Raw genomic sequence first — 13,211 nt, 5'->3', positions numbered from 1 at the left:
AACTTCATTCGGTGAAGTTGGGGCTTTGCTATCGTAGACAAGCCCCTCATTAGAGCTTATGCATGACATCAATAAATATATGACCACGATCTTCAAAGGAGTCGAATTGATCCCAACTAGCACATGCGGGCGAAAGCAAAACGACATCACCAGGTTCACTGTACTGATAGGCTGCTTCAGTTGCCTCCTGAAGATTCTCATATGTTGTGACCGCATCAAATTGATGACGCTGAGCCGCCTCGACAATTTTGTCAGCAGACTCACCAAATGCGACACAATGTTTAACATTTGTAAACTGATCGATCAATGAATCAAATTCAACGCCGCGATCTAAACCGCCAGCAATTAAAATAACAGGACGTGTAAACGATTGAATTGCTTTACTCGTTGCTAAAATATTGGTTGCTTTTGAGTCGTTATAAAACAAGCGATCACTAACATTTTTCACAAATTGCAGACGATGTTTAACCCCTACAAACGTCGTTAATACACGTCTAATGACATCGAAAGACACACCAAATTGACGAACAACAGCAACGGCCGCTAATACGTTTTCTAAATTATGATCCCCCGGTATCGCGACGTCTTCTCTAGCCATTAGCGAGTCCCCTTCAACAAATAAGTGTTGACCATCGTTCGACACACCATGGTCCAAGCGACGCTTTACTGAAAACCCGACTTGTTGCGCTTTAGCTTTGTCCAAATGAGAGACAATCGTGTCGTCGTCTGAATTATAAACGACAACATCGTCATCCGTTTGGCGCTCTAACATCCGCAATTTTGAACGGACGTAATCAGCACGAGTTTGATGGTAATCCAGATGAGCTTCTGTAATATTTAAGAGGACCGCGATATCTGGTTTAAATTGATGGATCGCTTTTAACTGAAATGACGATAGCTCCATCACGACAGGCTGCCCTGATGTTTGTTGGCGAACCACATTTGAGGCGACCTCACCGATATTGCCAGCAAGCAAAGGATTCAGTCCCGCTTCATCTAGTAACTGGTGAATCAATGTCGTCGTTGTCGTTTTACCATTTGTTCCCGTGATCGCGACAAGTGGACCGTCAATTAATAAATAAGCTAACTCTACTTCTGTCACGACAGGTATCCCACGCAATTCCGCTTCAGCTATAATAACGTGATGATGCGGTATGCCTGGATTTTTCACGACTAGGTCAACCCCATCAAGTACCGAGAGTGGGTGTCCACCTGTGACCGTTTCAACGCCTAAGTTATGAAAGTGTTGAGCTGTTTCGTTCTCTTCAAATGCCTTATTATCATTGATTACAAATGACACATCACTATCATGTAGTAATTGAGCCGCAGCTTGGCCACTTTTAGCAAGGCCTAAAACAAGCACATGTTGATAAGGAAAATTCGTTAATGTTTTCACGTCATGAACACCTCGATATAGACACCAAATGCGGCACAAATAAATCCGACTGACCAAAACGTTGCCACGACACGCCATTCAGACCATCCAACTAATTCATAATGATGGTGAAGCGGACTCATTTTAAAGACACGTTTACCTGTCATTTTGTAAACCACGACTTGAATCATAACAGATAGCGTTTCAACGACAAAGACACCGCCGATTAGGATGAGTAATAATTCTAGTTTCAACAGAATCGCAACAATGGCTAACGAAGCGCCGACCGCAAGTGAACCGGTATCACCCATGAACACTTTCGCAGGATGACTGTTAAATACGAGGAAACCAAGTAAGGCTCCGACCATTGCGAAGATGAAAATAATAATTTCTCCCGGTAAATCATACGCCCAACCAATGATTCCGAATGCAGCAAAAGCAATGGAAGCCGTCCCTGCCACGAGACCGTCAAGGCCATCTGTTAAATTAACGGCGTTAGACGTGCCAACAAGCATTAATAAAATAAGCACACTGTAAAACCATCCGAAATCTAAAGATAACTCCGTCCCCGGAATCGCAACTGCTGTTGAAAAGCCACTATTGTGTAAAATGACATAAACAACGACAGCAATGACAATTTGTCCAAACATCTTTTGTTTTGAGGTTAAACCGAGATTGCGTTGTTTTTTTATAATAATAAAATCATCTAAAAAACCAATTAAGCCATACCCAAGTAACACAAACAAAACTATCGTCATCTCAGGTGTCACTAGTGCTGTAGCATCAAACCATGTCATCGCAATCGTTGTTAACGCTGTAGCAAAGATAATCATGAGGCCACCCATCGTCGGTGTCCCTGATTTAACTTGGTGTGATTGTGGTCCTTCTTCACGTATGCTTTGGCCGAATTTCAACCGACGTAAAAACGGAATAAAGACAGGTGATGCCAAGACTGTCAATAAAAAAGCGACAGCCATTGTAAGTAAAATAATCGATTGTGACACGTCAAACTTCCTTTCTTTTTTCCTCTGCTAATATGTAATCGTGATTGATTGAGTGGGTTAGTCCAGTGCGTCAATTAATGTCTCAAGCGTCATACCACGAGATGCTTTGAATAACATAACGGTATCAGGCTGTAACCACGGCTCAAGAATTCCTTTCGCTTCATCTATTGTTTGAACATGATGTGCTTTCCCTGAAAACGAAGCAGTTAATCCTTCATGTATATGTTGACTGGCATCACCAATCGTAATAAGCGCTGAAATCGACTGGTCGATAACAGTCCCTACTTTTTGATGTTCCGTGACACGGTGTTCACCTAATTCAAAAATATCGCCAAGTACAAGTACTTTATTAGAATACGCCATTTGTTTCACGACATCAATAGATGCTTTCATCGATGTAGCAGATGCGTTGTATGCATCATTTATTAAGACAGCACCTGATGAAGATTGTATGTGTTCAAATCGCATACTCGGTAACGTTAAATCAGCTAACGTCTGAATCATATCGCGTTGCGGAACCTTTAATATATCCGCCGCCGCGATCGCATAAGCACTGTTTTTCGCTTGGTGACGACCTAGAAGAGGGATCGATACGTCAGACCCATTCACCCGAAATGTTGTGTTCATATCGTGTTGCACAACGTTAGACACGACATAATCTAAACCTGATTCAAATCCACAACGAATCATTTGTCGCACAAGTTGGCTATCGAGAAGTGGCTCATCGCCGTCAATGATTAAAAAGCCGTCATCAGGCATACCCGCGACGATTTCTGACTTTGCCTTCGCAATCCCTTCTCGACTACCTAAATACTCAATATGGGATTCACCGATATTTGTAATCACAGCAATGTCCGGTTTCGCAATCGTTGATAACCGTTCAATTTCACCGAATTGATTCATACCCATTTCTAATACGAGCACGTCTGTATCACGCGGCATCGTTAAAATCGACAGAGGCATCCCAATCAAATTATTTAAATTGCCCTCTGTTTTAGTCACACGGAAAAACTGACTTAAACTTGTGCCGATCAATTCTTTGGTCGTTGTTTTGCCATTTGAACCTGTAATCCCAATAACTGTCGGGTCGATATCGTCACGATAAGCTTGTGCTAGTTGTTGTAAAGCATGCAAGGTATCATCGACGAAAAAGAGTGGAAAATCATTCGGTACATCGTCAGGTACAGGTTGATCGTTTTGCCAAAGTGCCGCAACCGCCCCTTGTTCAACGACTTGCAAAATAAAATCGTGCCCATTAAATCGATCGCCGATTATTGGCACGAATAATCCGTTCGTCACGGTTTCGCGACTATCCGTATAAACACGGTCAACTATTGCACCATCTTGGTCCATACCTTGATGCGTTGGAAATAAGTGAGATACAAATGTTAAATCAAATATCATTACCGTCATACCCCTTTTAATTATTCAACCGTGCTTGAATTAACTCACGAGCCACTTCACGATCATCGAAGTGATACCGTGCACCATTGACGTCTTGATACGTTTCATGGCCTTTTCCAGCAATTAAAATCATATCACGGTCTTGTGCGTTGTCAATGGCTGTTTGAATCGCCTCACGTCTACTTTCAATCACATCAAATCGATCCGTCTCCGTTAAATGATTAGTCATATCCGCTAAAATCGCATGCGGGTCCTCTGTTCTCGGATTATCCGAGGTGAAGACGACTTCATCGCTATACGTCATAGCCGCATCAGCCATCTTCGGTCGTTTGGAACGATCGCGATCGCCACCGCAACCGACAACAGTGATGACACGCCCTTGTTTCAATTCGTCAATTGTTTGCAACACATTCATCAACGAATCGGGTGTGTGGGCATAATCGACAACAACGGTGAATGGTTGATCCGCATCAACTAGTTCAAAGCGACCTGGCACACCTTCTAAATGTTCGATCGCACGTTTTATGACGTTCAGATCAATATGATGGCGATAAGCAACACCGATAGCTGCTAAAATGTTGTAAATGTTAAATTTCCCTGATAACTTCGTCGTAATCGGGATAATACCAGCTGGTGTGTTCACATCAAACGATAACCCATTCGGTGATAATGAATAATCATCGACATGAATAACAGCTGGTTTCTCCAAACTATAAGAGACGATGGATTGCCCAGTTGCTTGCATCATGACCTCATGATAATCGTCATCAATATTAATCACGGCCGATTTCGTTTGGTGTCCAGTTGACTGACCGAGTTGCGCGAATAAGAGTGACTTCGCATAAGCATAATCATCCATATGCGGGTGATAATCTAAATGGTCTTGGGACAAATTCGTATACACCGCATCATCAAAGTCAATACCGAGCACACGCCCTTGTTTTAAGGCATGTGAGGACACTTCCATAATGACCGTATCAACGTCTGCTTCACGCATTAAGTGTAAATTTTTATGTAAGAAAAGCGCATCAGGTGTCGTATTGTTAACTGGATAACGTGTATCACCAATCTTCATATCAATCGTGCCAATCACAGCTGTCTTCTGATTCGCCTCAGAAAAAATAGCATCGAGTAAATACGTCAATGTCGTTTTACCATTCGTCCCTGTCACGCCAACGACGTTCATTGCCTGACTTGGGTAACCATAAAACGCATTCGCTAAATCAGCGAGCGCATGCGTCGTGCTCGGGACTAAAACAACGGGAACGTCAACATCGACTGGTTTCTCAGCAATTACAGCGCGAGCCCCTTGCTGAACAGCACTTTGTACGTAATCATGTCCATCAACGGTTAAACCTTTTAAACAGACAAACAAAGATCCCCGTTCAACTTGTCTAGAATCCATATCAATTGAATGTATATCAATGTCACCCAGCACATCACGTTCAAGTGCATGAAGTGTTTGAGTCGATGACACTAAATCGTATAACTTCATCTCATCACTACCTTTAATACAGTTTACCCTAACTATTATAACAAATTCTGTCTAAGACGAGGTACTCAATTTTCACCTTTTTCTATGTTTCCTAAAAATACACGAATCGTCGCGTGTGATTCGACCACTGCTCCAGGTTTCGGTGATTGAGATATGACTGTATTTCCTTCACCTTCTGTATCAATCGATAATTGCGTTAAATATTGTGTTAAATCATCGGTCGATTCACCTACTAGGTCCGGTACTGTCACAGTCGGTTGTTCAGGCCACTGGAAGTCTTTCGCCAACCCGTCCTCACGTTTTGGTACATCTAAAACGTGTAGCGTATCTTCAATCACTCGGCCCGCTATAGGGCTGGCAACAACTCCTCCAAACTGAATGACATCTTTTGGATTATCAACCGCAATATAAACGAGAACTTCTGGATCATCAGCAGGGGCGAAACCGATAAACGAGACAATGTGATTGTTATCCAAATACTGACCATTAGGACCAACTTTTTGCGCCGTTCCTGTTTTACCTCCGACACGATAACCATCGACATAAGCTCCGCGTCCTGTCCCTTTCGCAACGACGTGTTCTAAGGCGTCTCGCACCTTTTCAGACGTCTCCTCTGAAATGACACGCTTTTTGAGCTTCTCTTCACGCGAGTCGATCATCTCACCTGATTGAGCGTCAACGATTCCTTTGGCAACATATGGTTCATAGAGGTAACCACCATTAATCGCCGCGGATACAGCTGTTAATTGCTGAATCGGCGTAACTGATACCCCTTGACCAAATGATGTCGTCGCTAATTCAACCGGACCAATTTGACTTTCATCAAACATGATTCCCGTACTTTCACCAGCTAAATCAATCCCTGTTTGTTTCCCAAAACCGAATGTATCAATGTAGGTGAATAGACGGTCTTCCCCTAACTTTTGCCCTAAATTTACAAAGCCAGGGTTACACGAATTTTGTACGACTTCTAAATAAGATTGGTCACCATGGCCACCGCTTTGCCAACAGCGAAGTCTCGCACCGCCAACCATCGTATGACCTTTGTCATGATAATGATCATCTTCTAAATCAACAACGTCTTCTTCCAGGGCTGCCGCTAACGTGACGATTTTAAACGTCGAACCGGGTTCATATGTACTAAATACGGGCAAATTACGATTGTAAACGCTTGGCTCCACAGCTTGATAATCATTTGGGTGAAAATTAGGTCGGCTCGCCATTGCCAATACTTCGCCATTGTCAGGGTCCATCACAACAGCCATTGCCCCATCTGGATTATATTCTGCGACAGCTTGATCGAGTTCACGTTCAATAATCGCTTGAACATCTTCATCGATCGTAAGCGCTAAATGATCCCCATCTTCAGGTGGTGTGTACCGATTGGAACGATCTTCTAACCGTCTCCCTTTAGCATCTGAAAAGAAGGATAACGCACCTGCCTCACCACTAAGCACGTCATCGTAACGTGCCTCTAACCCCATTAAACCTTGATTATCGATCCCTGTAAATCCGAGGACATGAGCTAAATCGTCACCATTTGGATAATGTCTTATAGAATCTTCCGCTAAATATAACCCCGGCTCATTGAGTGCACGAATTTGATCAGCTTGTTCATCTGATAGTTGTCTGCCCTCAGGGTGAATGGCTTCAACAGATACATCATCTTTCGTGATATGATCACGTAGTTTTGCTTCATCAATATCAATTATGTCCTTTAGTGATTGCACCACTCGGTCTGTGTTTTCGATCTGTCTTGGAACGACTAATAAGCTGGGCGCCATTTGATTGTCGACAAGGACTTCACCGTCACGATCCAGTATTTGACCGCGGACGGGTTGAAATGGAATATCCCGACTCCATAAGTCTTCTGCTTTTGCCACAATGTCAGGGCTCGAAATGAGTTGCACGTAAGCTAATTTGCCAATCATGATTAAAAAATAGATGGCGCATAATCCTAACAATAACACCGTTCGTTTGCGTACGGTTGTCACAGAAACACGTCTCATAGTCATACTCCTTTTACGTTAAGCTTGTATTATGACTATGAATGACGTTTTAGTTTTATACGAACCAACAAAAAAATGACCCTAACTTAATGTTAAGGTCATATCAATTTATTCTGTATCTTCAACATCTTCTTCTGTTTCATCATCGTCTGATTGTGTTAGCTCAACAACTAATGTTTGGCCTTTATCAAATGTTGCATTTGGCTTAATACTTTGTTGTTGTACTAAACCTGTTCCCATGTAGTCTAAATCAAGGTCGTTCAAGCGAGCTAATGCTAGAACATCGCGTAATGTCCATCCTGTTAAATCAGGCATCGTTAGCTCACCATTTGTTTGCAATAACACACGTTGACCACTTACAACGTCACTACCACTTGCAGGCCACATCGCATTGATGGTATCACCAGCACCGACGACTTGTACGGACATGCCTTGTTCTTCTAATTGGCTTACAGCCTCATTAACTTGTTGTCCAGTGACATCAGGCAGAGACTGAGTCGATGTTGAATTCGTATCATTCCGATCAGGTGATACATCTAAATAATGCAGGCTATTTTCCATAACTGTATTATAGATATAGGTCGTTGTTTCGCTCCCTTGGTAACGATATTCAACATCAGGCTGTTTTACCGCCACATACATCATGAGTTCTGGGTCATCTTTCGGTGCCAAACCGATGTAGGAAAAGACGTAATTGCCTCCACCACGCATATATAGGCCTGTTTCTGGATCAGGAATGGAGGCTGTTCCTGTTTTACCGAGCGACGTGAAACCGTCTAATTGGAAACTGTTAGCCGTTCCTTCCTCATCAGTTACGACACGCCCGAGTAAATCTTTTAACTCATCTACAGTATCAGCGCTAATCGGTTGCCCAACAACTTCACGTTCAGATTTTTGATACGTTTCACCTGTCTCTGAATCAGTTAAATGGGACACAACGTAAGGTTTAACCATTTCACCACCATTGGCAAGTGTTGTCGCGGCCTTCATAATTTGCATCGGTGTAAAAGTCGACCCTTGACCATAACCCGTTGTGATTTGTTCCCATGGGCCACCGTAAGAAATTTCACCAATTCGTTCACCGTTCAAATCAATACCGGTTTTCCGATCAAAGTGAAACGCTTTTAAATATTCTAAAAACCGATCTGGCTCTAAATAATTCCACACGAGTTCAGCCATCGCCACGTTAGATGAACGAAGCACCCCTTCGTTAAATGAAATCGTGCCCCAACCGTCCACATCGTGGTCGTTAATTGAACGTCCATGTTCACTTATCTTGAATTCACCTGATTCATACGTTGATTGACCGTTATAAACACCTGCTTCCATGGCAGCAGCTACAGTGAATATTTTCATCGTCGACCCAGGTTCAAAAGGGGTTGAAATCATATCATTATACCAATTCTCGATATTCTCACGTGAGTTTGGATTAAATGTTGGACGATTTGACATCGCTAGAACTTCACCCGTGTCAGGGTCCATGACGCCTGCCATAATACGTTCTGGGTCATATTCATTTTCGACCGTCGTCATCGCATCTTCCAAAAATGATTGAATCTTTTGATCAATCGTTAAATGAACATGATCACCATCATCTGGTGCTTGCACTACTTCTTCTTGATTGCGGAGCGGATCACCGAAAGCATCTTGTTGATAATTAACGTAGCCATCTTGACCCGATAATTGATCATTTAATTGCCTTTCAACACCGTACATTCCGGTCACCTGTTTAGAACCATCTTCTCCATCAAACGCCGTGTAGCCAATGACGTGTGAGGCGTATAAACCGTTCGGGTAATAACGATCTTTCGTTTCATTAAAGTAAATACCTGATAAGTCAAGTTCTTGTATCTCTTGGTACGTATCCTCTGACAATCCTCTACCTGCTGAACCAAAAGCAATTTGGAATCGATCGTTATCGACTGCATCTTGTAAATGTGAGCGTAAATCTTCTTCACTCATATCAATCACTGTTGCTAATTGCCGTGCAGTTCGTTCGACATCGACGACGTGAAGTGGTGTTTCTGATTCACCCGTATAAACCTCATCAAGAATCGCATACATATTATAGACAGGTTGATTATCAGCTAAAACCATCCCTGATCGATCATAGATGAGACCACGTTCAGCTGGTAACGTCGTCTCCGTTTCGCGCATATTTTCAGCATATTCCTCTAAATCGACATTATACACTTCGCCCGTTGCTTGTATGTATAAAAAACGACCGAGTATAGTTAAAAATAAAGCAGAAAATACGAAAACGACGACCATCAGCGTAATAGCGTGTCGTTTTTGTCTCATGAAGATCACACCTTAAGGCGTACTAGACGCTTGTTTCACTTCAGCATGGCGGATATTGAGACCATTTTCTTCCGCAATCGTCAATATACGATTTGGATTACTAAGCTCTTGTACGTCAGCTCTAAGCGAATCATTTTGCGTTTTAACGTCTGTTAATTGATTATTCAATTGTTGCACGTCACGATTAAGTGTGTCTACTGATGATGAAAAGTTAACGACAACAATCGCTAAAACAGCCATAATGATCACACCTAACGTGTAAAGTACCTTTTCCCCTTTCGTAAACCACGGTTTTTTAACTGGTGGTTGTTTCGGGACGTGTTGTTCTTCTTGTCTTTTCGGTTGTACTGGTTGTTGAACATGATACGATTTCACTTCTTCAAGAGCCATAGTCCATTATCTCCTTTCGTCAAGCGCGTATTGTTCATCCCACTCCGTTACTTTTTCGACAATCCGCAATTTGGCTGAGCGTGACCTACGATTTTCACTTAACTCTTCGTCTGATGCCACGATCGGCTTGCGTGTCACCATCTCAAATGGCGGTTGAACTTGTTCAGGTAACAAAGGAATATCTTTTGGAATCGGTAATTCTGAACTCCATTTTTTCATCGATTGTTTACAAATTCGGTCTTCTAATGAATGAAACGTAATAACGGCTAACCGGCCTCCGACAGCTAATTTCCTTGCTGCTTGATGAAGTGCGTCTTGAAATACGTTCAATTCATCATTCACAGCAATTCGGATTGCTTGGAAAATACGCTTAGCTGGATGTCCACCTTTACGTCTTGCTGCGGCTGGTATGGCCTCTTTTATAATATCCACGAGCTCGAGTGTTGTTTCAATAGGGGCTTGTTCGCGTTTCTTTTCAATTTGACGAGCGATTTGTTTCGAAAATTTTTCTTCTCCGTATTTGAAAAAGATACTCACTAAGCGTTCATATGTCCAATCATTGACGACATGATAAGCACTTAGCTCATTCGATTGATTCATTCGCATATCTAATGGTGCATCTTGGTGAAAGCTAAAGCCCCGCTCACCTTCGTCAAGCTGTGGAGATGACACCCCTAAATCAAATAAAATACCATCAACTTCCTCTAAACCTAACTCATCTAATGACTCAGCTAACGTGACAAAATTACGGTTCATAAAATCAATTTGTGCGTCATAACCTTGTAATAGTGATTGAGCATAGTCTAGCGCTGTTTCGTCTTGATCAAAGGCGACTAAACGACCGCTTTCATTAAGTTGGTCACAAATTCGTTGCGCATGACCGGCACCGCCTAATGTGCAATCAACATATTTACCGTCTGCATGAATATTCAACCCTTTAATCGTTTCGTCATTCAATACGCTATAATGCTCAAACATTGACGTAACCTCATTTCATACACTTAAATATCAAAATCTAATAAGTTCTCAGCGATTTCGCTAAAGGAATCTTCTGAGTCCTCTACATATTCATCCCAAGCTTCTTTCGCCCATAGTTCGACACGGTTTGATACACCGATAATCGTGCATTCTTTGCTTAAATCAGCATACGATCTGAGCGGAGCTGGGACATTAATGCGTCCTTGTTTATCAATTTCACATTCGACAGCGCCTGAAAAGAAAAAGCGTGTGAATGCGCGGGCGTCTTTTTTCGTTAAAGGAAGTTGTTTTAATTTCTCCTCTAACTGCTTCCACTCGTCCATAGGGTACGCAAATAAACACTTGTCTAGCCCACGCGTGACCACAAACGTTTGTCCAAGCCCTTCACGGAACTTGGCAGGGACAATAATGCGTCCTTTGGTGTCTATATTGTGTTGGTATTCTCCCATGAACATAGACTTCGCCCACCTTTTAAATCAGTTTACCACATCGCTCCACTTCGCACCACCTTTTTTGGAAAATAAAACAAAAAATACACGTATAGTCCTAGACTATACGTGTATAATCCTTGATATATTAGGCATTTAGGTTTGTGGTAGCTAAGTGGTAGACCGTGGTAACTAAGTGGTTATAACCGAACCAATTGGTGATCTTGTTCCCAACGTGCGGGAAGATCTGTTAATTGGTGGGGTAAGCTTAGCCCATACTCGTTTAACCAATAAACGACATTCCACATCCGTTCTTGCAGTCCATTAGCCGGTCGGTAAAATGTATCCAATGTGTCAAAATGATCGACACTCGTTTGATTTTGCTGTTTAACTGCTTGGATTAACCGATTTTCGACAAAACGCAAATGATCTTTCATTTGGTCTAAATTTGTCGTCGTTAAATCAAATAAATCAGGGCTTATTGAGTCTGCCAATGATTGTAACGGCTGATGTGCCTGTTCAAGTTGTTTTTCGACTTCATTCACCGTTTCTTCAATCGGAGCTCGTGTTTGTCGCTTCAGCCAATCCATTTTATAGTGGTAGGTACCTTGATTCAGAAGGTTTTCACTATCGATTTGATAATCCGTTAATAATGATTGATGATTACGTTGCATCAATGTGATCGATAAACGAGGGGTTACAATCGGCAATTGTAAATCCATGACGCGAAACGCATCTTTTAGCGCTGCCCAATACGCAATCTCCCCCGGACCACCTATGAAGGATAACACCGGAAACACACATTCTTGCATTAATGGTCGCGAAACGACATTGTTACTAAATTGTTCTGGCGCTTCGACAATTTTATCTTTCAATTCTTCTTTCGAAAAACAAATCTCACCATCTTTCGTGACAAAATAACCTGATTCGTCAACTTCTAACAAGTGGCGCTCTTCATTGTGATGATAAAATAAATGGGCGTCAGACGTAGTCGCATCTAGCGCGACATGATACCCGTCATTCGACAACATTTGCAAACGTTTAACGACTGAACTCGCAATATCAAATTGATGATCGACAATTTGTAAAAAATAGTCCTGTTCAAATCGTCTTAACGCATCATCCGCTGCATCAACGAGGACTAACCCTTCTTGTTTAAACAAGTGTTGAATCAAACAGGCAAAAAAGTCCACGTACGTCTTACTACCTTCTAGTGACTGAATCACCGTATCATAAACAGCTTTCGTATGTTCCGTTTCGTGAAAGCTCGCAAAGACACGTTGAACGAAATCATGCGTATCCGCTGGTAACTCTCGTTTAGAAATCGGCTTTTTAACATTGAACGATGTCGGATCTTGAATTCGCGTCTTATGTAACCCGTCATCTGCTAACGTATGAACATGGTCAATTTCTAAAAAGTCATGGTCCTCACCTGCCATCCAAAAGACTGGCACGACGGGTTGTTGTAAATAGTCACGCTGTTCTTTCGCTTGAATAATGACAGACACAATTTTATGAATCGTGTAAAGCGGTCCTGACAAAAGCCCAGTTTGTTGACCGGCTATAACGACTGTCGATTGTGGGTTAAGTAGTTCATCAATATGCGATTCAACTTGTTCAGTCATCCCCCACTGGTTATTTTGCTCTTTTAATAGCTTTACGAGTTCCTCACGACGATACGATTGTTCCGTAACATAGTCAAAACGTCGTTTAAAATTACTGATCTGAAATGGGTCATAATAAAAATGTTGATATATCGACTCTTGTCGGTCGCGATAATCTTCCATAAGTTTGGATTGCTGTAGTTTAATTGATTGAACATCCATC

General features: G+C 42.1%; 10 protein-coding genes. All 10 read right to left on the bottom strand.

All coding sequences use genetic code 11. The features are described from left to right. Window positions 1-49 precede the first annotated feature (49 nt). Window positions 50-1,396, bottom strand: a complete 1,347-nt coding sequence (gene murD / locus ABID56_RS00645) for a UDP-N-acetylmuramoyl-L-alanine--D-glutamate ligase (RefSeq protein WP_354218429.1) — start codon at window positions 1,394-1,396, stop codon at window positions 50-52. Beyond that, complete coding sequence (mraY, locus tag ABID56_RS00640; RefSeq protein ID WP_377946543.1) at window positions 1,393-2,352, bottom strand: phospho-N-acetylmuramoyl-pentapeptide-transferase; 960 nt, start codon at window positions 2,350-2,352, stop codon at window positions 1,393-1,395. The genes murD and mraY overlap by 4 nt, the downstream gene beginning before the upstream one ends. Window positions 2,353-2,436: 84 nt before the next feature. Continuing rightward, complete coding sequence (locus tag ABID56_RS00635) at window positions 2,437-3,783, bottom strand: UDP-N-acetylmuramoyl-tripeptide--D-alanyl-D-alanine ligase (RefSeq protein ID WP_354218426.1); 1,347 nt, start codon at window positions 3,781-3,783, stop codon at window positions 2,437-2,439. A gap of 16 nt (window positions 3,784-3,799) precedes the next feature. Then, window positions 3,800-5,278: a UDP-N-acetylmuramoyl-L-alanyl-D-glutamate--2,6-diaminopimelate ligase gene (locus tag ABID56_RS00630; RefSeq protein WP_354218425.1), complete on the bottom strand. Its 1,479-nt coding sequence runs from the start codon at window positions 5,276-5,278 to the stop codon at window positions 3,800-3,802. Between the two features lie 65 nt (window positions 5,279-5,343). Then, window positions 5,344-7,287 carry a stage V sporulation protein D gene (locus ABID56_RS00625; protein ID WP_354218424.1) on the bottom strand — a complete coding sequence of 648 codons (1,944 nt, stop codon included), beginning with the start codon at window positions 7,285-7,287 and terminating at the stop codon, window positions 5,344-5,346. Window positions 7,288-7,395: 108 nt separating this feature from the next. Further along, entirely contained in the window at window positions 7,396-9,588 is a 2,193-nt protein-coding gene (locus tag ABID56_RS00620) for a penicillin-binding protein (RefSeq protein ID WP_354218423.1), read from the bottom strand. A gap of 12 nt (window positions 9,589-9,600) precedes the next feature. Further along, a complete protein-coding gene (gene ftsL, locus ABID56_RS00615) occupies window positions 9,601-9,978 on the bottom strand; it encodes a cell division protein FtsL (protein ID WP_354218421.1) in 378 nt (125 codons plus the stop codon). A gap of 6 nt (window positions 9,979-9,984) precedes the next feature. After that, window positions 9,985-10,956 carry a 16S rRNA (cytosine(1402)-N(4))-methyltransferase RsmH gene (gene rsmH, locus ABID56_RS00610; protein WP_354218420.1) on the bottom strand — a complete coding sequence of 324 codons (972 nt, stop codon included), beginning with the start codon at window positions 10,954-10,956 and terminating at the stop codon, window positions 9,985-9,987. A gap of 23 nt (window positions 10,957-10,979) precedes the next feature. Further along, window positions 10,980-11,411, bottom strand: coding sequence for a division/cell wall cluster transcriptional repressor MraZ (mraZ, locus tag ABID56_RS00605; protein ID WP_354218418.1), 432 nt, complete (start codon window positions 11,409-11,411; stop codon window positions 10,980-10,982). A gap of 173 nt (window positions 11,412-11,584) precedes the next feature. After that, window positions 11,585-13,210, bottom strand: a complete 1,626-nt coding sequence (bshC, locus tag ABID56_RS00600) for a bacillithiol biosynthesis cysteine-adding enzyme BshC (protein ID WP_354218417.1) — start codon at window positions 13,208-13,210, stop codon at window positions 11,585-11,587. Window position 13,211 lies beyond the last annotated feature (1 nt).

Origin of the sequence: Alkalibacillus flavidus (genome assembly GCF_040545925.1) — a bacterium.
GTDB lineage: Bacteria > Bacillota > Bacilli > Bacillales > Alkalibacillaceae > Alkalibacillus > Alkalibacillus flavidus.
This window is presented reverse-complemented; position numbering and strand designations above follow the sequence as displayed.

Excerpts from the sequence above, each read along its gene's own strand:
- ABID56_RS00625 (WP_354218424.1), bottom strand. The coding sequence starts at position 7,287 with ATGAGACGTGTTTCTGTGACAACCGTACGCAAACGAACGGTGTTATTG.
- ftsL (WP_354218421.1), bottom strand. The coding sequence starts at position 9,978 with ATGGCTCTTGAAGAAGTGAAATCGTATCATGTTCAACAACCAGTACAA.
- ABID56_RS00620 (WP_354218423.1), bottom strand. The coding sequence starts at position 9,588 with ATGAGACAAAAACGACACGCTATTACGCTGATGGTCGTCGTTTTCGTA.
- ABID56_RS00635 (WP_354218426.1), bottom strand. The coding sequence starts at position 3,783 with ATGATATTTGATTTAACATTTGTATCTCACTTATTTCCAACGCATCAA.
- mraY (WP_377946543.1), bottom strand. The coding sequence starts at position 2,352 with ATGGCTGTCGCTTTTTTATTGACAGTCTTGGCATCACCTGTCTTTATT.
- ABID56_RS00630 (WP_354218425.1), bottom strand. The coding sequence starts at position 5,278 with ATGAAGTTATACGATTTAGTGTCATCGACTCAAACACTTCATGCACTT.
- bshC (WP_354218417.1), bottom strand. The coding sequence starts at position 13,210 with ATGGATGTTCAATCAATTAAACTACAGCAATCCAAACTTATGGAAGAT.
- mraZ (WP_354218418.1), bottom strand. The coding sequence starts at position 11,411 with ATGTTCATGGGAGAATACCAACACAATATAGACACCAAAGGACGCATT.
- rsmH (WP_354218420.1), bottom strand. The coding sequence starts at position 10,956 with ATGTTTGAGCATTATAGCGTATTGAATGACGAAACGATTAAAGGGTTG.